At 56.2% G+C, this 17684-nt stretch carries 19 protein-coding genes; 7 read left to right on the top strand and 12 right to left on the bottom strand.

What is annotated here, in order from left to right; genetic code table 11:
• The first annotated feature begins 340 nt into the window (after positions 1-340).
• The 3 genes from bglX (at position 341) to P4G45_RS04600 (ending at position 5223) form a co-directional block, all read left to right on the top strand.
• Positions 341-2557, top strand: coding sequence for a beta-glucosidase BglX (gene bglX / locus P4G45_RS04590; protein WP_348268497.1), 2217 nt, complete (start codon positions 341-343; stop codon positions 2555-2557).
• Positions 2558-2570: 13 nt separating this feature from the next.
• Complete coding sequence (locus P4G45_RS04595; RefSeq protein ID WP_348268498.1) at positions 2571-3791, top strand: cellulase family glycosylhydrolase; 1221 nt, start codon at positions 2571-2573, stop codon at positions 3789-3791.
• A 67-nt stretch (positions 3792-3858) separates the two neighbouring features.
• A complete protein-coding gene (locus P4G45_RS04600) occupies positions 3859-5223 on the top strand; it encodes a glycoside hydrolase family 30 beta sandwich domain-containing protein (RefSeq protein WP_348268499.1) in 1365 nt (454 codons plus the stop codon).
• Positions 5224-5261: 38 nt separating this feature from the next.
• Here P4G45_RS04600 and pdxH read toward each other — a convergent pair whose 3' ends face one another.
• The 8 genes from pdxH to rpsP all read right to left on the bottom strand — a co-directional run bounded on the left by pdxH (position 5262) and on the right by rpsP (position 10252).
• A complete protein-coding gene (gene pdxH / locus P4G45_RS04605) occupies positions 5262-5852 on the bottom strand; it encodes a pyridoxamine 5'-phosphate oxidase (RefSeq protein WP_348268500.1) in 591 nt (196 codons plus the stop codon).
• Between the two features lie 39 nt (positions 5853-5891).
• Entirely contained in the window at positions 5892-6623 is a 732-nt protein-coding gene (locus P4G45_RS04610; RefSeq protein ID WP_348268501.1) for a PIG-L family deacetylase, read from the bottom strand.
• Complete coding sequence (locus P4G45_RS04615; protein ID WP_348268502.1) at positions 6614-7381, bottom strand: ribonuclease HII; 768 nt, start codon at positions 7379-7381, stop codon at positions 6614-6616. Before P4G45_RS04615 ends, P4G45_RS04610 begins: the two co-directional genes overlap by 10 nt.
• Before the next feature lie 89 nt (positions 7382-7470).
• Entirely contained in the window at positions 7471-7827 is a 357-nt protein-coding gene (gene rplS, locus P4G45_RS04620; RefSeq protein WP_348268503.1) for a 50S ribosomal protein L19, read from the bottom strand.
• A 65-nt stretch (positions 7828-7892) separates the two neighbouring features.
• On the bottom strand, positions 7893-8717 hold the full coding sequence (gene trmD / locus P4G45_RS04625; protein ID WP_348268504.1) for a tRNA (guanosine(37)-N1)-methyltransferase TrmD: 825 nt from the start codon (positions 8715-8717) through the stop codon (positions 7893-7895).
• Positions 8718-8759: 42 nt separating this feature from the next.
• Positions 8760-9395: a ribosome maturation factor RimM gene (gene rimM / locus P4G45_RS04630; protein ID WP_348268505.1), complete on the bottom strand. Its 636-nt coding sequence runs from the start codon at positions 9393-9395 to the stop codon at positions 8760-8762.
• Between the two features lie 24 nt (positions 9396-9419).
• Complete coding sequence (locus P4G45_RS04635) at positions 9420-9665, bottom strand: KH domain-containing protein (protein WP_348268506.1); 246 nt, start codon at positions 9663-9665, stop codon at positions 9420-9422.
• Between the two features lie 332 nt (positions 9666-9997).
• On the bottom strand, positions 9998-10252 hold the full coding sequence (rpsP, locus tag P4G45_RS04640; RefSeq protein WP_348268507.1) for a 30S ribosomal protein S16: 255 nt from the start codon (positions 10250-10252) through the stop codon (positions 9998-10000).
• Positions 10253-10638: 386 nt separating this feature from the next.
• Here rpsP and P4G45_RS04645 point away from each other — a divergent pair, with 386 nt between their 5' ends.
• The 4 genes from P4G45_RS04645 to P4G45_RS04660 all read left to right on the top strand — a co-directional run bounded on the left by P4G45_RS04645 (position 10639) and on the right by P4G45_RS04660 (position 13593).
• Positions 10639-11301: an alpha/beta hydrolase-fold protein gene (locus P4G45_RS04645; protein ID WP_348268508.1), complete on the top strand. Its 663-nt coding sequence runs from the start codon at positions 10639-10641 to the stop codon at positions 11299-11301.
• 15 nt (positions 11302-11316) lie between these two features.
• The gene (locus tag P4G45_RS04650) at positions 11317-12330 is read left to right on the top strand and encodes a hypothetical protein (RefSeq protein ID WP_348268509.1); all 1014 of its coding nucleotides are present in this window, start codon (positions 11317-11319) and stop codon (positions 12328-12330) included.
• A 78-nt stretch (positions 12331-12408) separates the two neighbouring features.
• A complete protein-coding gene (locus P4G45_RS04655) occupies positions 12409-12786 on the top strand; it encodes a PilZ domain-containing protein (protein WP_348268510.1) in 378 nt (125 codons plus the stop codon).
• A gap of 3 nt (positions 12787-12789) precedes the next feature.
• Positions 12790-13593: a response regulator transcription factor gene (locus tag P4G45_RS04660; RefSeq protein WP_348268511.1), complete on the top strand. Its 804-nt coding sequence runs from the start codon at positions 12790-12792 to the stop codon at positions 13591-13593.
• Between the two features lie 153 nt (positions 13594-13746).
• Here the strand turns inward: P4G45_RS04660 and P4G45_RS04665 are convergent, their stop codons facing one another.
• The 4 genes from P4G45_RS04665 to P4G45_RS04680 are packed head-to-tail and all read right to left on the bottom strand — an operon-like array spanning position 13747 to position 17667.
• Complete coding sequence (locus P4G45_RS04665; RefSeq protein ID WP_348268512.1) at positions 13747-14859, bottom strand: ABC transporter permease; 1113 nt, start codon at positions 14857-14859, stop codon at positions 13747-13749.
• On the bottom strand, positions 14856-15878 hold the full coding sequence (locus P4G45_RS04670) for an ATP-binding cassette domain-containing protein (RefSeq protein ID WP_348268513.1): 1023 nt from the start codon (positions 15876-15878) through the stop codon (positions 14856-14858). The genes P4G45_RS04665 and P4G45_RS04670 overlap by 4 nt, the downstream gene beginning before the upstream one ends.
• A complete protein-coding gene (locus tag P4G45_RS04675) occupies positions 15875-16939 on the bottom strand; it encodes an efflux RND transporter periplasmic adaptor subunit (RefSeq protein WP_348268514.1) in 1065 nt (354 codons plus the stop codon). The genes P4G45_RS04670 and P4G45_RS04675 overlap by 4 nt, the downstream gene beginning before the upstream one ends.
• Positions 16936-17667: a TetR/AcrR family transcriptional regulator gene (locus P4G45_RS04680; protein WP_348268515.1), complete on the bottom strand. Its 732-nt coding sequence runs from the start codon at positions 17665-17667 to the stop codon at positions 16936-16938. The genes P4G45_RS04675 and P4G45_RS04680 overlap by 4 nt, the downstream gene beginning before the upstream one ends.
• Between the last annotated feature and the right edge of the window lie 17 nt (positions 17668-17684).

Here is a 17684-nt window from a genome sequence, read left to right on the forward strand (position 1 = left end):
GAGAGTATCAACAGGATACAGACGGTCGGTATAAGATCGGTTCGGCAGGGAAAATAAGAGGGAATCGGAGCTGGAGTCGATTTCGTATGGACAATGGACAAACGTTTGTCTACACTTATCCATCTGCAGGATACGCTAATTTACCGCGGCGTTCATGGCGGAGCTTCAGCCCTGTCATCCTCTGGCTACGCCTTTTCATAACTAACTGTTGCAGGAGCTGCCAATGACGTTCCGTCTTACATCACGAACTTTGATATCCCAACTCACTATAAGCGGTTTGTCCCTTGCACTGCTTGGTGGATCATGTGCTCCCGCACTGCCGGCACAGATGCAGTCCTCCGTGAGATCCGACCGCGCCGCGAAGACAGGCGATACGGAGATGTCTCGTTTTGTGAACGATCTGCTGAGCAGGATGACTTTTGAGGAGAAGATTGGCCAGATGAGCCAGATTGCGCTGAACGAGCCGCAGGAGGTCTCGCCCGACCAACTCATCCTCAAAGGGCAGGTAGGCTCTTTTCTCTTTATCACCGATGCTAATGAGATTAATCGCCTCCAACACATTGCCGTAGATCGCAGTAGACTCCATATTCCGCTTATCTTCGGATTCGACGTGATTCATGGCTTTCGCACGATCTATCCGGTTCCGCTAGCTCTCTCGGCATCATGGGATCCGACCATGGTCGAGCACGTTCAGAGCATGGCGGCGAAAGAGGCCAGCGCCGTCGGCGTCGATTGGACGTTCGCACCCATGGTCGATATCGCGCGCGATCCACGATGGGGTCGCATCATGGAGGGCGCTGGCGAAGATCCATATCTCGGGTCCAAGATGGCAGCGGCCCAGGTCCGCGGTTTTCAGGGCGATACGCTGGGCAGCCCGAACCATATTCTTGCCTGCGTAAAACACTTTGCGGGTTATGGGGCGGCTGAGGGCGGACGCGACTACGACTCGTCCGATATCTCCGATGAGCAACTTTGGAACGTCTACCTTCCGCCGTTTGAGGCCGCGGTACACGCGGGCGCCGGTTCGCTGATGCCTGCATACATGGACCTGAACGGTGTGCCTGCGGCGGGCAATAAATTTTTGCTTCAGGATGTGCTCCGCGACAAATGGAAGTTCGATGGTTTTGTGGTGAGCGATTGGGATGCAGTGTTTAACCTGACCACGCATGGCTTTGCTTCTGGTCCTGAGGATGCGGCTGCGCGTGCCGTGAATGCCGGTGTGGATATGGAGATGACCAGCCACGTCTATCGCGACAATCTGGCGAAGGCAGTCAAAGATGGGCTGGTAAAGCAATCGACCATCGATGAGTCGGTGCGCCGCATTCTTACAACGAAGTATCGACTCGGCCTCTTCAGCCATCCCTACAGCGATCCTTCGCAGGTGGCAGCGCAATTGGTCTCCCCTGAACAGCGTGATGCAGCCAGGAAAGCGGCGGAACGAACTGCCGTCCTGCTGCGGAACGAGGGTGGTTTGCTTCCACTCAGCAAGTCGCTTAAATCGATTGCCGTGATCGGTCCCCTGGCGGATTCGAAGCCCGATATCATGGGGTCGTGGAGCCTTGCCGGCCATCCCGCGGACGCGGTCACGGTGCTTGAAGGAATCCGCAAACGTTTTGGTGCAGATGCTACGGTATCGTGGGCAAAGGGCGTCGAGATTGCACGAGGTCAGCCGTCGATCTTCGATAGCCAGTTTCCCAGCCCGCAGCCTACGCTGACAACTGATGCGGCGCGGGATGCGGAGTTTGCTCACGCTATCGATCTCATCAAGCAGTCCCAGGTTGCAGTGCTCGTCCTCGGAGAGGCGCAGAACATGAGTGGCGAGGCCGCCTCACGCTCCACCCTTACGCTTCCCGGGCGGCAGGAACAGCTTCTGGAAGCTGCAGTTGCAACTGGAAAACCGATAGTACTGGTGCTGCTCAATGGACGGCCGCTCAATATCACATGGGCATCGCAGCATGTGCCTGCCATCCTCGATGCGTGGTATCCCGGCACCGAGGGTGGTAATGCAATTGCCGACCTGCTCTTCGGCGACGCCAATCCCGGAGGCAAGCTGCCTGTCAGCTGGCCGCGCAGTGTGGGGCAGGTGCCTATCTTCTACGCGCACAACAACACGCAGAATACCGATGCGCACGACACTCGTTACTGGGATGGCTCGAGCGCGCCGCTCTATCCTTTCGGCTATGGACTCAGCTACACCAGCTTTAAGCTGGATGACCTTAAGCTGGCATCTTCCACTGTCAAATCCGGCTCGTCGCTGATGGTATCGATCAATGTGCAGAATACGGGATCGGTTGCGGGGGATGAAGTGGTGCAGCTTTATACTCACCAGCGATCCGGGAGTTCTTCCAGGCCGGTCCGCGAACTCAAAGGCTTTCGGCGCATAACTCTCAAGCGCGGTGATAAGCAAACAATCACGCTGCAACTCGACACACGCGACCTGGGTTTCTGGAGCCCGCAGACGCATCACTGGTCGATTGAGCCCGGCACGTTCGATCTCTGGGTAGGAACGGACTCTACCGCTACCAATCATGCCACTTTCACAGTTCTGCCACAGTAAGGACGGATAACCCATGTTGACTCGCCGAATCTTGTGCGTCGCTGCTTTTCTCTTTTGCCTATTGCCTCTGTGCGCCTCTGCTCAGTTTGCCCACACGCAGCAGAAGCAGATTGTCGACGCGAATGGTAAGCCCTTCCTGATTCGAGGAACAAACCTCGGTAACTGGTTTATGCCCGAGGGCTACATGTGGAACTTCGATGGAGGGCCGCAATCGGCTGGAGAGATCGAAGCGCTGGTGCGCGAACTTCTCGGGCCTGACAAGGCAACTGACTTCTGGCATCAATACAGGGAAGACTACATTACACGCGAGGACATCCATCTTCTTCATGAGGCTGGCCTCAATACCGTCCGCATCCCGATTCACTACAAGTTTTTTGAGACAGATAACTCTGAAGGCTTCATGCTGCTCAACCGGGTCATCCAGTGGTGCCACGAGGAGGGGCTTTACGTCATTATCGACATGCATGCCGCTCCCGGAGGACAGACCGGCGCGAACATCGACGATAGCGATGGGTATCCCTGGCTATACGATAGCCCACGCGAGCAGGCCCATCTGGCCGCAGTCTGGCAGCGAATTGCACGTCACTATAAAGATAATCCCACCGTGCTTGGGTACGATCTGCTCAACGAGCCAATCCCTCACTACCCAAGCCTGGCACCGCTGAATGCTAAGCTCGAACCGGTTTACAGGATGCTTACAAAGGCTATTCGACCGATCGACTCTCACCACATCCTCTTCCTTGGCGGAGCGCAGTGGGATAGTAACTTCTCAGTCTTCCATCAGCCATTCGACAACAATACCGCTTACACCTTTCATAAGTACTGGACCAAGACGGACGTTTCGGTCATCCAGCAATACCTCGACTTCCGCGACCGCTATAACGTTCCTATCTGGATGGGTGAGTCGGGAGAAAATACCGATGAGTGGATTACACAATTCGTCGCACTGTTGAATAAGAACGACATAGGCTGGACCTTCTGGCCGTATAAAAAGATGTCGAATACTTCAGCAATCGTTACCATTACCCCGCCTGAAGGATGGGATAAGATCGTCGCCTTCGCCAAACTGCCAAGCGGCACTGGCCATGTTGAAGAGCGTCTTAAAGCCAGACCCGATCAGGACACCATCAACCGTGCCTTCGCTGGACTGCTCGAAAACATCAAGCTAAAGAATTGCCATGTCAATCCTGGATATCTGAAGGCGCTAGGCATGAAGTCCGTATCAGTAAATTAAAGCCTGTAACGATGTCCAAGGGGAAGAAATGAGATCCAGAATCGGTAGTTGTCTACTGCTCGTCGCATTGGCGGTTATTCCGCAGACGTTGCGCGCCCAAAAAAAGGCTACCTACTGGCTGACAACTCCCGATAAGTCGTCTCTCTTGCAACTACAAAAGACGCCGCTGAATTTTACCGAGCCTTCAGGAAGTAATCCAACCATTAACGTCGATGACAAACAGACATTTCAGACCATGGATGGGTTTGGATTTGCACTCACTGGCGGCAGCGCGCAGTTGATCATGCGCATGGACCCGGCAAAACGGGCTGCGCTGCTTCAAGAGCTATTCACGGACAGCGGTAATAACATCAGCGTCAGCTATCTGCGTGTGAGCATTGGCTCGTCGGACATGAACGACCATGTCTATTCGTACGATGATCTACCGGAGGGCCAGACAGATCCCGATATGGCGAAGTTTAGTCTCGCGCCCGATCAGAAGGATGTTATTCCGGTGTTGAAGCAGATTCTAGCCATTAATCCAAGAATTAAAATTCTCGGATCGCCTTGGTCTGCTCCCCTATGGATGAAGACAACCGGTGTCGCAAAAGGGGGTGTCCTGAAGCCGGAGTGTTTTGCTGCCTATGCCACCTATTTTGTTAAGTACATTCAAGGGATGAAGGCAGAGGGCATTCCCATCGATGCCATAACTATTCAGAACGAACCGCTGAACGAAAAAAATACACCCAGCATGGTGATGCTCGCGCCCGAAGAGGCTGACTTCATTAAAAATGATCTGGGACCTGACTTCGCAAAGGCCGGAATCAAAACCAAGATTGTTTTATACGATCACAATCTCGACCACCCGGCCTATCCACTCTCCATTTTGAGAGATCCGGCCGCGAACAAATACGTCGATGGAACTGGATTTCATCTATACGGTGGCACTGTCGATGCGATGACCGAAGTGCACAATGCATTTCCAGATAAGAACTTGTACTTTACCGAGCAGTCGGTGACAGAGGACCGTGGTAGTGGGACCATGGATATAGCGGATCCAGTGGCCAAAATTATCATTGGGGTGAGCCGCAACTGGAGCAGGAATATTCTGCTCTGGAATCTAGCCGCCGATCCGCAGTTCGGTCCTCACACTAATGACGGCGGGTGCACCGGTTGCCAGGGAGCACTGACCATCGACGGCGATCATGTCGCTCGCGACCTTGCATACTACACGATTGCTCATGCATCGAAGTTTGTTCCTCCGGGATCAGTTCGAATAGGCTCCAGCGATCTTAATACCCTTCCGAATGTTGCGTTCAAAACTGCCGCGGGGAGAGAAGTGATCATCGTGGCGAATCCAGGCGATTCATCGCAGACCTTCAACGTTCAATATCACAATAGGGCATTTACCGCTGTTCTAAGCGCAGGCGCAGTTGCTACTTATATCTGGTAATTCCTTGAATAAGAGAAGGTCATGATGCGAAGGTAGCTTCAGGGATACAACTGTTCCTTGACCCACGCGCTATCTGCGCGCAAAAACAAGAAGCGATCATGGAGCCGTTCCGCACCATTCACCCAGAACTCGATTCGTTCTGGCCAAAGCACATAACCCCGCCAGAACTGGGGGCGGGGAACAGCGTCTGGATATCGTTCCTCTATTACTTGGACACGTTCCTCCAATGCCTCGCGGCTGCTCAGAGGTCTGCTCTGGCGCGAAGCTACTGCGCCAATCTGGCTGCCTCGCGAACGACTGTGGAAATAAGCGTCTGCCTCTGCATCCGGCAACTCCGAAACTAATCCTTCGATGCGCACCTGACGGCGTAACGACTTCCAGTGAAAACACATTGCAGCCCGAGGATTCTCCGCCAACTCCGCACCCTTCCGGCTCTCTGCATTGGTGTAGAAGGCAAACCCCCGCTCATCGAGGCTCTTCAGTAGCACCATGCGAACACTGGGCGCACCATCCGCGGTTGCAGTCGCCAGCGCCAGAGCATTCGGATCGTTTGGCTCCTTGGCCTCGGCATCAATCATCCACGCGCGAAACAGTGCAATGGGATCCACTGCGGCTCTTGCGCCAGTCACATCCGATTGCCATCCACCACGGAATCCAGAGTCGGCCATCTATTCAGCCAACCCGTCGAATAAATCCTTCTCAAGCCGTGCTGCTTGCGGCTCGTTCGCCGCCACCAACGTATAAAACTCCTCGGCACCATACTTCTCAAACAATTCCTTCGTCTGCTCCATCAGAGGAGCCTGCGAAGTATGTTGTCGAAACGCCTCCGTCTTGCGCGCTCGCACGGATTGAACATCCAGCGCAACCGTCCAGGGCATCGGCTTCGGCGCTTGTCTCTCGGGTATGAAGAAGTTCGTGCTGAGGTAAAAAAGCCGCTGCGGGCCATGCACCGGGCCGAGTTCTGGATATCTCTTGGCCTGCCCTGACCAGTGAAACGCCGCCGTGGTCAGCATCGACACCATCATGTGGTCGGGATGCGTATTCAGGCCGCCGTCGCCGCCAAATGTAAGTACGACGTCGGGACGAATCCGCCGCATTTTCTCTACCAGGCGCCCCGCAGTAAGGGAAAAATCGACAAACTCCAACCGCGCATCATGGTAGTCCAGCAACTCGTGCTGAGTTATGCCAAGCACCTTGCATGAAGCGTCAAATTCTTCCCGCCGCATCTTTCCCAGCGCTTCGCCCGAAGCGGCGTCGCCCCGGTTTATTGCTGCCTGTCCATCGGTCAGGCAGATAACGTATGTCTCAATTCCACGCTCCGCAGCCAACGCCAACGCTCCACCAAACGCGAAACACTCATCATCCGGATGCGCCACAACACACATTAACTTCAAGCCCACTCAGCCTCCTCTTCCATTTCGAAATCATCAAACAACAATTCATTCGCAACCTGTGCCTCGACTACCGCGTTGGGATCGACGGCTTGGACCGGCGCAAATGTCCGTCGGTGCAACGCACATGGCCCATGCTCCTTCAGTGCCCGCCGATGCTCCGGCGTGCCATAGCCCTTATGCGAAGCCAAACCATATCCCGGATGTGCCAGGTCCAACTCCCGCATCAATGCATCCCGATGCACCTTGGCAATAACCGAAGCGGCTGCAATCGAAAGGCTGAGCGAATCGCCGTAGATCAGCTTCGTCTGTTTGCAGGGATGGTCAAGCCGCATGGCGTCGATCAGCAGATGATCGGGAGCAACAGTCAAACCCTGGACGGCAGCGAGCATGGCGATCCGTGTTGCTTGATAGATATTCACGCGATCGATGGTCTCGGCATCCACCTCGGCAACGCAAAACGCAATCGCCATTCGCCGGATACGTTTGTTGAGGCTCTCGCGCTGCTCCCTCGTCAACTGTTTGGAATCCCTCAGCCCAGCCTTCGCTAAGCCGTTCAAGCGCTCAGGCAGAATTACAGCAGCGGCGACGACCGGTCCGAATAATGCTCCGCGGCCTACTTCGTCCACGCCCGCAATGCTGCTAAAGCCGTGATAACGCAAAGCCTGCTCTGGCGCGTCGCTGCACACAAGTTGCCTCAGCATCCGCTGCTTCGCAGTCGCGGCGGTAACTGTCTTCGAGATTCGGATCGACGCAACAGAGGCCATATGCTTCATCAACGAGTGTATAACCCGCCGCGGGGCAAAACGAAGCCACGACCGAAGTCGTGGCTCTTTGGAAACGAATAATGAAAAGCTTACTTGGCGCGCTCGACCTCGCGCAGACGGGCAGCCTTGCCACGCAGGCCGCGCAGATAGAACAGCTTGGAGCGGCGAACCTCATAGGAGCGAATCTTCTCGACCTTGTCGACAACCTTGGAGTTGTAGGGGAAGATGCGCTCGACGCCTTGGCCGAAGCTCATCTTGCGAACGGTAAAGGTGCCTTGAGCTCCCTTACGGCAGGCAATCACCATGCCTTCAAACGCCTGCAGACGCTCTTTCTCGCCCTCGCGGATCTTCACTTGAACGCGGACGGTATCGCCAGGGGCAAACTCGGGTAAATCGGTCCGCTCGAACTTGGCGGCCAGCTTCTGCATGATTGGATTGATCGACATGACAACTTTCCTGTGTTTGGACTCGAGTCTTTAGTGTACACGAATATCGCTTGCAAAATCGCTATTTAAGCCTCTTGTTCCGTATTCAGACGAAGCTTTGCCAGCGTCTCCCGATCTTCCTCGCTGATCTCAATCCGATCCAACAGGTCGGGCCGGTTGCGCAGCGTCTTTTCGAGCGCCATCCTTCGCCGCCAGCGCCGGATCGCTTCGTGATCTCCCCCTCGCAGTGCATCGGGAATTGCAATCCCACGAAACTCCGCTGGGCGCGTGTAGTGCGGATAGTCGAGCAGGCCGCCGGCCCCGTAGGTGCTACGCGGAGGTCCATCGGCCGAGTCGGTCTTCTTCGGCACATCCTCCACCCCAAAACTCTCAAACCGCGACGAGTCAGGATTTCCCAGCGCGCCCGGCAGCAGCCGGACCACGGCATCGATGATCACCGCAGCCGCCAATTCTCCCCCTGAAAGTACATAATCCCCAATCGAAATCTCGCGGTCGCAGAGCATCTCGTTCACGCGCTCGTCCACGCCTTCATAGCGCCCGCAGATAATCACTACCCGCTCTGTAGCAGCAAGCTCCTGCGCGACAGCCTGCGTAAATGGACGCCCTTGTGCTGACAGCAGGATGATCGTCTCCTTCTCCCGCTGGCGCTCGGCCTTGGGCAAGATCCCCAACGAAGCCACCGCGTCGTAGATCGGCTCCGGCTTCAACACCATGCCCTCGCCGCCGCCAAACGGACGATCGTCGACAGTGCGGTGCCGATCATGGGTAAAGCCGCGAAGGTCATGTGTGGCCACTTCCACTAACCCCGCCGTACGAGCGCGCTTTAGAATCCCGTAGTCCAATGGACTATCGAAGAAGCCAGGAAAGATCGTAATAATATCGAAGCGCATAGGAGTTCAGTCTAGAGCCTGCATCGTGCGGTATGGGGCAGGCTACTGCTTCGGCTCGTCGGGTGTCTCCGCATCCTCACCCACCCTGGTCGAACGGTTCACATCCACAAGCCCTTTCGGCAAGGCCATGTCGACCCGTTTCGCCTTGGGGTCTATGGACACAACAAACGCTTTCGCAAACGGAATCAGAATCTCCTCGCCCTCAGCAGAGGTAACCTCCAGCAGAGGGGCAGCCTCGTCCAGTCGCCGCGTACCGTCTGCCGTAGCAGGGAAGTGAACGTCGGCAATGACTCCAACTGCCGTCAAGCTGTCATATACCGTGCAGCCGATTAACTCGCTGACATATATCGAGTCGTCATCGAGCGGCATCCGCTCTTCGTCCGCGACAATGACCTCAAGACCGGCCAGCTTTTCAGCATCCGTAATCGACTCGATACCGGCAAACTGAAGCACGATGCGCCCCTCATTCTTGCCCATCGGAAGCCAGAACGCGACAACTTCCGCCGCTCGCGCCTGTACCGCCTCGCCCTCAAAGCCTGGGGGCGCAAGAAAGACCTGCTTTCGTTCTTCGAACCGCTCCGGAAAGTCGGTAAACAATTCCGCGAGCAGCTCTCCTTTACGACCCTGGGGTCGTAACAGGTGCGCCAGCGCGATCCACGAAGAACGGTTTGCCGTCATAAGTTTGCAACATGAGTCAGCGTTCTACGACGCTCTGGTCTCTTCCACAATATCAAGCGAAAAGCGGCGTTTCAGCTTCATGCTGGCCGCGCTCAGCACCGTCCGTATTGACCGCGCCGTGCGTCCCTGCTTGCCGATCACCTTGCCAACGTCGGTCTGTGCAACATGCAGACGCAACAGTGTCCCGTCGCCATCTTGAATGCTCTCGACGGAGACTTCTTCCGGTTTATCCACCAGCGCGCGAGCAAGTTCAGCGACAAGGTCGCTCATCTTTTTCGTAGAGTCGTTACCTGATGACAATTGCACAGCTTCATCCATTACACACACCTCTTGGGAGTCACGATGTGACACTCACGCTCAATCTTTCGTCTCATCTAATGCGAGATCTTCCAGGACTGTGCTACAACGAGCATCTCAACGGGTTCGTGGACAGCCTGGTTTGAACACACCAAAGCCTTCCCCACTTTTGCAATGTCAATCGATCGACATGCAATAGAGAAATTCTACGTGAGTAATGTGCCGGAAGCGAAACAACCAGCCATTCATTACGAAATCTTTGGGAACCTTACTTTTCGTTCCCAAAGATTCAGTAATTAGGTGACTTAAGCGGCAGACGCCGTCTCAGCCGCTGCGGGCGCCTGGGCCAACAGTTTTCCGACCCGGTCGGATAGCTGCGCGCCAGTGCCGACCCAATAGTCGATGCGGTCGCGCTTCAGGTCCACGGTCGCCGGGTTCGTGCGGGGATTATAGGTGCCCACAACTTCAACCGACCGGCCATTACGAGCACGGTCCTTTTCGATTACAACGACGCGATAGTGGGGCTGCTTACGCGCTCCAACGCGCGCCAAACGAATCATCAACACTAGGATTGCCTTTCAGAACAGAACTTTTGATTTTGAGCACAGGCCAAACGATCTTTCACGAGGATCAGACCGGTACAGCCCAACACCTAAGTATGGCCGAAAATGCAGCTTTTCGCAATGTGTAAGGCCTCCCGGAAGTGTGCGCTTGCACAGCATGTTGTTGACGACTGAGTCTGGATGGTTGAAAACGCCCGCCTAGCAGTATTGCGTTCCGTCCCTGGCTACGTTCCAGATTATGTAGGTATCTGGCATATTGAAGGTTGCTCCCATTCGAACTGAGCCACCTCCCCTTCTGATCCACCCCGGCCATGTATCTCGATACAATTGATTGAGTGAACCGCGAATATCACAAATGGTCATCACCTGCGCTTGGGCGGGAGATGGAATTACTCGTCTTCGGACACGCGGGCACTCCCGCACTCGCCTTTTCGACCTCCTGCGGACGGTTCTTCGATTTTGAGGACCGCGGCATGGTGGCCGCCGTTCAGGACAAGATCGAAGCTGGCCATCTGCAACTCTTCTGCGTTGATTCGGTCGACGCCGAAAGCTGGTACAACCGCACCGTTGTCCCTCGCGCTCGGCTTGCCCGCCATCTCCGCTTCGAGCGGTACCTTCTCGACGAGGTTATCCCGATGGTTCGATCACGGAGTGTTAGCGCAAGCCTTGCCGCCGTTGGGTGCAGCTTTGGTGGTTACCATGCGGTCAACATTGGTCTGCGCCATCCGGAGATCTTCACGGCAGTCCTTTCGATGGGCGGCGCGCTCGATCCATCCAGCTTCCTCTCCGGTTACTACGACCAGGACTGCTACCTCAACCTGCCCACCCATTACATGCCGAACATGCATGACAACTATTATTTCGATCACTATCGCCGGAACACCTATGTCCTCGCCACCTGCGCCAATGACCTCTGCCGCGAGATGAACCAGCAGTTAGCTCATATTCTCCACACCAAACAGATTCCCTGCTGTCTCGACATATGGGGCGAGGACGCAGGTCACGACTGGCCCACCTGGCAGCGCATGATGCAGATTTATCTGTAGTTAAAGAGGAGTATTTTGAAGAAGATTGGCGTTCTGTTCGGTATGGAGAACACCTTCCCCGGCGCTCTCGTCGACCGCATCAATTCGATGGAGCTCGAGGATATCCGCGCCGAGTTTGTCCATGTAGGAGGGGTTCAGATGGCCTCCCCCTCTGGCTACGAGGTCATCGTCGACCGTATCTCACACGAGATGCCCTTCTACCGCGCCTGGCTTAAGAACGCGGTGCTCACCGGCACGCAGGTCATTAACAATCCCTTCTGGTGGTCCGCCGACGACAAGTTCTTCAACTACGCCCTCGCCTCAAAATTGGGCGTCGCCGTCCCACGAACCATCCTGCTGCCGCACAAGCAGTTTCCGCCACAAATCAACAGCCGCTCAGTCCGCAATCTCGAATACCCGTTGGACTGGGACGGCATCTTCGATCACATCGGCTTTCCTGCTTTCCTTAAGCCTCACGATGGCGGCGGCTGGCGCGACGTCTTCCCCGTCCACAACCGCGAAGAGTTTTTCGCCGCTTACGACAAGACCCGCGACCTCTGCATGACCCTCCAGGCCGCCGTAAATTTCAAAGAATACTTCCGCTGCTTCGTGGTTGGCCAATCGGAGGTGCGTATCATGACCTACGATCCACGCCAGCCCTATGAGCACAGGTATGTCTGCGACCCGCCCGACTGCGACCCCCAGCTATTGCAGCGCGTCGAGCAGGATGCGCTCACCCTCTGCCGCGCTCTTGGCTACGATCTCAACACCGTTGAGTTCGCCGTAGAAGACGGCATTCCCTACGCGATTGATTTCATGAATCCTGTCCCCGACGCCGATCTCTACTCCGTAGGTCCGGCGAGTTTCGACTGGATCGTTGATGCGATGGCGAGGCTCGCAGTAAAGAAGGCACAAACTCCGGCTTCGATTGAGATTGTGCCGCAATCCCAGACGCACTGGTCTGTTTTCCTCTCCGGTATGCCCGCCAAAGCAGCCCGTCAGACTACCTTCAAAAAGAGGCAGGGAAAGCCGAAGGAATCCGCTCTATAAGACACACGCTGGATCTACCTCCTGAGCGGCGGAAATAAAAATATCGTACTCAATCGGATCTGTACGATAGACTCCTCTATGTCAGCCAGCGGACTGCGCGTGCGGCCGCGGCTAGCTGAAGGAGGACGTGTGAGCCAGCGGTCCAAGCCGAATGGAGACAATCCAGTTCGCAATGCAGTTCGTTTTCCTATGAGACTGGCTATTCACGTTTGTACCGAAGAGGGCGATATCGAAGCGGTGACGGAGAATATCTCCGCCAATGGGCTGCTGTTCGTCAGCGACCGACTTCCCGAGATCGACAGTAAAATTGAGTTCACCATCACAATGCCATCCGCGGTCATGGGATCTTCTACAGACGTCACCATTCACTGTAGAGGTCGCGTTGTGCGCCATGCTTTTGAAAATGGTGAGAAGAAGGCCGCTGCTGTGATCGACGAATACTTTTTAAAGGCCTGATTTATGACCGTTGTTCATTTTGACAAAACCCGGAGTGAAGACGACAGTCTGGAAGACAATGTTCTTGACGAGAAACAGGAGAACGCGAACGCGGCTGGAATTCGCGTGGTTCTGGCTGATTCGCAGGCGATTTATCGTGTTGGCATCCGCAAGATCTTCGCCCTTGAAGACGACATTCGCGTCGTCGCGCAGGTCGAGACCCTCAACAACCTTTATCTCGCGTTACAGCGCTATCCCACTGACGTCGTCGTCCTTGAAGGCCAGCTCATTGCAGGAACCATTGATGCCATCCCCGAACTGGTTCGCCAGGCCCCGGATGCAAAGTTGATCGTGCAGGTATCGGAAGCGGATGAGGCCAACACGGTCGAACTCTACCGCCGCGGCGTGCGCGGTGTGGTCCCGCGGTCCATCTCGCCCGATCTTCTGGTCAAGTGTGTTCGCAAGATCGCCGACGGCGAGACCTGGATCGACAATCAATCCATCAGTTGGGTTATCGAGGCATACCGCGCTCAGGCGACCTCTCTCACCGATCCCAAGGTCCAGCCAAAGCTGTCGAAAAAAGAGCTCGCGATCATCAGCTGCATCACTCGCGGTATGCGCAACAAAGAGATCGCCTATCAAATCGGCACGACCGAACAGGTCATCAAGAACTATCTTCGCAAGATCTACGACAAACTCGGCGTCTCCGACCGTCTTGAGCTTGCGCTTTACTGTTTGCATCACGAGCTGCTGAAGAAGTACACGCAGGAGCTCAACAGCGCAGGAGTAGCAACAGAACCATCGCAACCGCTCCGCGCCAAAATGTAAACGGATTCTATCTCAGCGAATCGGCTAGCGCAGCACGAACGTTGCCGGGATCTCCCCTTTTTCAAAGATGTGCAATGTGCGCGCATGTAGGGCTGCCTGCGCTTCGCAGGGGTCGAGACGACTCCATTCGGCGCACAGTTCCATTGCAATTGATTACAGGGTGCGCTTGAAAAGCGGCGTTGCGATCAGGAGGGTGCCAATTCCGAAGGCGAAGAGGAAGAGGATGTCGGGCCAGATGGCGGTGAAGCCTCCGTCCTTGAGCAGGATCGCTTTGAAGCCGTGAACGGCGTAGGTGAAGGGATCGACGTTAGCGATCGCGCGAAGCCACGGGGGAAGGCCGGAGACAGGCGAAATGGCTCCGCTGGGAAAGAAGAGCAATGTATTGAGGACGCCGAACATGGCGCGAGGGACGAGCGGGTCTTCGACACGCACCATCATCAGGAACATCATGCCATTGAATGCGACCGAGGTCGCGACAATGAGCAGCGAGAGTTGTACCAGCGCCATGGGGCTGAAGATGGCTCCAAGGCCTGCGAAGAGCGAGCCGATAACGGTGAGGCTGATGCCGGAAAGTATGGCTTTGATAGAGCCTGCGAGGTTGAGGCCCAGGACTAATTCTAGCCGCGTGATGGGAGTGACGAGGTAGCCCTCGTGGACGCCACGGGCCTTGTCGTCGATGTAGAGCATGCCGCCGCCGATCATGACAGCTACATACATGGCGAGGGAGATCGAACCTGCGAGGAGATACTTCATGTACTCGACGTAGGGGTAGAGCTCGACGATCTTGACAGCGATCTGCTGAACGACGAGGGGCTGGATGATGGGAGCGTTGAGAGAGTCGACGAGGGACTGCATCTCGGCTTCGAGAGCGCCGCTCATGGTCTGGTCCGTGTTGTCGACGACGAGACCGATGGCAGGAGAGTCGCCTGCGAGGACGCGCCGGGAGTACTGCTTGGGGATGATGACGGCGCCGTCTATCTTGCCGGTGCGGACGTCTTCTCGGGCTTGTACTTCATTGTCGTAGGGAACGGTGGTGAAGGTGCGGATGTTGGCCGCGATGGCGTCGAAGGCTTCGTGGATTTTGAGAGATTGAGCGCCATGGTCGTAATCGACGATGCCCATGCGCGCGTTGCGGATCTTGCCGCCGAAGGCGTGGCCGAGGATGAGCAATTGCACCAGCGGAAGGGTCATGGAGACCATCATGAGTGCGGGCGAGCGGAAGAACTTTCGCATCTCGCGTTCGACGATTGCGAGCATTCGGTTCATGGCTGCATACCTGGGCGCGGCGGCATGATGAAGCCAGCCGCTTTCACTTGTTCGTCGCGAAGCGCGCGTCCGGTGTAGTGGACGAAGACGTCGTCGAGGGTGGTGTTCTGTACGCTGAGGGATTTGATGGTTTCGCCTCGACTGGCGGTCATCTCCACTAACTGCATGGTGGTGAGAGAACCGCTGGAGGTGAGGATGCGATACATGCCTGCGCTCTGCGATTCGACGGACATGACGCCGGCGAGTTGCCTGAGGCGCTCGAGCCAGTCGGTGGACTCATTGGTGAACTGAGCTTCGACGACGTTGGTGCCGGGGACGTTGGCTTTGAGAGCCATGGGCGTGTCGAGGGCCACGAGCTTGCCGTGGTCGACGATGGCGATGCGGTCACAGAGTCGGTCAGCCTCGTCCATGTAATGGGTGGTGATGAGCATGGTGAGGTGATGCTTGTTCTTGAGATTATTGAGCATCTCCCAGACGGCGACGCGGGAGACGGGATCGAGCCCGGTGGTGGGCTCGTCGAGAAAGAAGATGCGCGGATTGTGGACGAGCCCGCGAGCAATTTCGAGGCGGCGGCGCATTCCGCCGGAGAGAGTTTTGGTCTGCGCGTTGCGCCACTTGGTGAGGTCTACGGCTTCGAGAAGTTCGTTGATGTTTTGTTCGCGTGTCGCTTTGGGAACGTCGTAGAGCTTGGCGTAGATGGAGAGGTTTTCTTCGACGGTGAGATCGATGTCGCTGGTGAGGGCTTGAGGAATGACGCCGATCATCCGGCGGACGGCGTCGGGCGCGCGGGAGACATCATAACCGGCGATGATGGCTTTTCCCGAAGTAACGGGAATGAGCGTCGTCATCATGCGGATGAGGGTGCTTTTGCCCGCGCCGTTGGGACCGAGCAGACCGAAGATTTCGCCGTCCGCTACGTCGAAGGTGACGCCTTTGACGGCCTCGAAGTCTCCGTAGCGCTTGATGATGTTCTGGACGGAGATGGCTGGCTGGGCCGTGTTTGTTTGGCTGACGCTCATTGGTTCACCAGCTTATCTTTGGGGACGTAGACTTCGGCGGTCATGCCGAGGGTGTACTTCATGCCGGGGTTTGGGATGAGAAGCTTGAGCTCGATGGTCTTGATGTCGCGCTTGCGGCGGCTGACGTCGCGTTGGGTGGCGAAGTCCGCTTCTGCGGACTTGTTGATGACTTTGCCCTGGATAGTTTCGCCGCTCGGCATAACTACGCGGAGACTGTCGCCGAGCTTCACGGAGTCGGCCTCGGTTTCGGGAAGGGGAGCGTAGACCCAGGTTTGCGTGAGGTCGGTGATGGTGACGATAGGAGTTCCGGCAGCCACGACTTCGCCTTGCCGGGCAGCGCGTACGTTGATCTTGCCGGAGATGGGAGCGAGGACGTTGGCGTAGTTAAGCTCAACCTGTGCCTGATTGAGCAGCGCCTTCGCGTTCTGCACGTCGCTGCGGGTGGCGGCCACGGTTTTGGCTGCGGCCTGCGCCTGGATGGTGTTGGCTATGGCGAGCTTGAGAGAGGCATTGGCCGCAGCCACGCTTTGCTTTGCGGAGTCTACGGCAGCTTGCAAGGCGCGCAGGGAGGTGGCAGCTTCTTCGCTCGCCTGCTGGCTCATGACGCCTTGTTTAGCGAGAGCGATGGTGCGATTGCTGTCGGCCTGTTGATGCTCGTATTGAGCCTGCGCTTGCAGAAGTGCGGCCTGCGCTACCTTTAATTGGGCTTCGGCGTTCGTTACCTGACTGGAGGTGCTGCCGCTGGTCTGGCGCTCGGTGTCCTGAGACTCCTGCAGCTTGAAGTGCTGGCTGGATGCTGCGGCCTCGGCAGCGTTGCGGGCGGCGGTTAGGTCGTCGCTTTGGATCGTGGCGATGAGTTCGCCTGCGGTGACGGTGTCGCCTTCGTCGACAGTGAGCTTTTGGATGCGGCCCGGAATGCGGGAGCTGACTACAACTTCGTTGGCATCGACGGTGCCGATTAACTGGAGGTCGGTCGAGCGATTTGTCGAAAACAGATACGAGCAAAGCGAAATGACCAGCAGGATGCCCAACAGGATCAGGATGCGGTTACGGGCGTTCATAGAGTTCTCTCCAGTCGGGAGGGATTGCCGATTGCAGGCATGGGCATTGCTGCGAGGACGCGGCGCGCCAGCTTCGCACCCTGCGCGCGATCGACGAAGAGGGCGTTGCCGAGAAAATTTATGGTGGCCTTACGGCGGGACTCGATGATAGCAGGATCGAAGGGCTCGAAAGACAGCGTGAGTCGCATCATAGGTGCGCTCATGAAATAAAAGACATTTGGGCCGAACGAGGAGTACATCACCTGCATCCAGTCGACCGAACATAGTTCGCCAGAGCGTATGCCCTCCTGTACGGTCGCCTGTATTTTTTTGAGCAGTGGTGAAAAAACTCTGGTCGCGAGCAGGGGCATCGAGGTGGTTTCGCCATGTTGGAAGCGCACCATCTCCTGCTGGATAAGGCTCTGGAACTCGTGTTGAGTAAGGATACGGTCGAAGTGATTGAGCGCGAGTCGCAGCAGGTGTTCGCCAGGTGTGCACTTAGTTTCGAGTACCGCATGAGTGTTCTTCAGAACGCTATCCAATACTTCTTCGAAGGCTGCGGCGTAAAGCGATTCCTTGTTTTTGAAGTAGTAGTAGAGCAGGGCCTTGTTGACCTTTGCGGATTCCGCAATCGCGTCGGTGCGCGCCCCGGCGAGACCATGAGCGCTGAATTCGTGGAGCGCGGCGCGGAGGATTCTCTCTCTTGTCTTGTCAGAGGAATCGGCGGCGGGCTGTTTGGAGGTCTTCATTATTTGATTAACCAGTT

This window comes from Edaphobacter paludis (assembly GCF_039993895.1).
GTDB lineage: Bacteria > Acidobacteriota > Terriglobia > Terriglobales > Acidobacteriaceae > Edaphobacter > Edaphobacter paludis.

Bases quoted from the DNA above. Each gene is read 5' to 3' on its own strand.
- rimM (WP_348268505.1), bottom strand. From the start codon at position 9,395: ATGACGGCAAACCGTTCTTCGTGGATCGCGCTGGCGCACCTGTTACGA.
- P4G45_RS04645 (WP_348268508.1), top strand. From the start codon at position 10,639: ATGGAATTACTCGTCTTCGGACACGCGGGCACTCCCGCACTCGCCTTT.
- P4G45_RS04665 (WP_348268512.1), bottom strand. From the start codon at position 14,859: ATGAACCGAATGCTCGCAATCGTCGAACGCGAGATGCGAAAGTTCTTC.
- P4G45_RS04660 (WP_348268511.1), top strand. From the start codon at position 12,790: ATGACCGTTGTTCATTTTGACAAAACCCGGAGTGAAGACGACAGTCTG.
- rpsP (WP_348268507.1), bottom strand. From the start codon at position 10,252: ATGATTCGTTTGGCGCGCGTTGGAGCGCGTAAGCAGCCCCACTATCGC.
- P4G45_RS04595 (WP_348268498.1), top strand. From the start codon at position 2,571: ATGTTGACTCGCCGAATCTTGTGCGTCGCTGCTTTTCTCTTTTGCCTA.
- P4G45_RS04655 (WP_348268510.1), top strand. From the start codon at position 12,409: ATGTCAGCCAGCGGACTGCGCGTGCGGCCGCGGCTAGCTGAAGGAGGA.
- trmD (WP_348268504.1), bottom strand. From the start codon at position 8,717: ATGCGCTTCGATATTATTACGATCTTTCCTGGCTTCTTCGATAGTCCA.
- P4G45_RS04675 (WP_348268514.1), bottom strand. From the start codon at position 16,939: ATGAACGCCCGTAACCGCATCCTGATCCTGTTGGGCATCCTGCTGGTC.
- P4G45_RS04615 (WP_348268502.1), bottom strand. From the start codon at position 7,381: ATGGCCTCTGTTGCGTCGATCCGAATCTCGAAGACAGTTACCGCCGCG.
- P4G45_RS04670 (WP_348268513.1), bottom strand. From the start codon at position 15,878: ATGAGCGTCAGCCAAACAAACACGGCCCAGCCAGCCATCTCCGTCCAG.
- P4G45_RS04635 (WP_348268506.1), bottom strand. From the start codon at position 9,665: ATGAGCGACCTTGTCGCTGAACTTGCTCGCGCGCTGGTGGATAAACCG.
- P4G45_RS04680 (WP_348268515.1), bottom strand. From the start codon at position 17,667: ATGAAGACCTCCAAACAGCCCGCCGCCGATTCCTCTGACAAGACAAGA.
- rplS (WP_348268503.1), bottom strand. From the start codon at position 7,827: ATGTCGATCAATCCAATCATGCAGAAGCTGGCCGCCAAGTTCGAGCGG.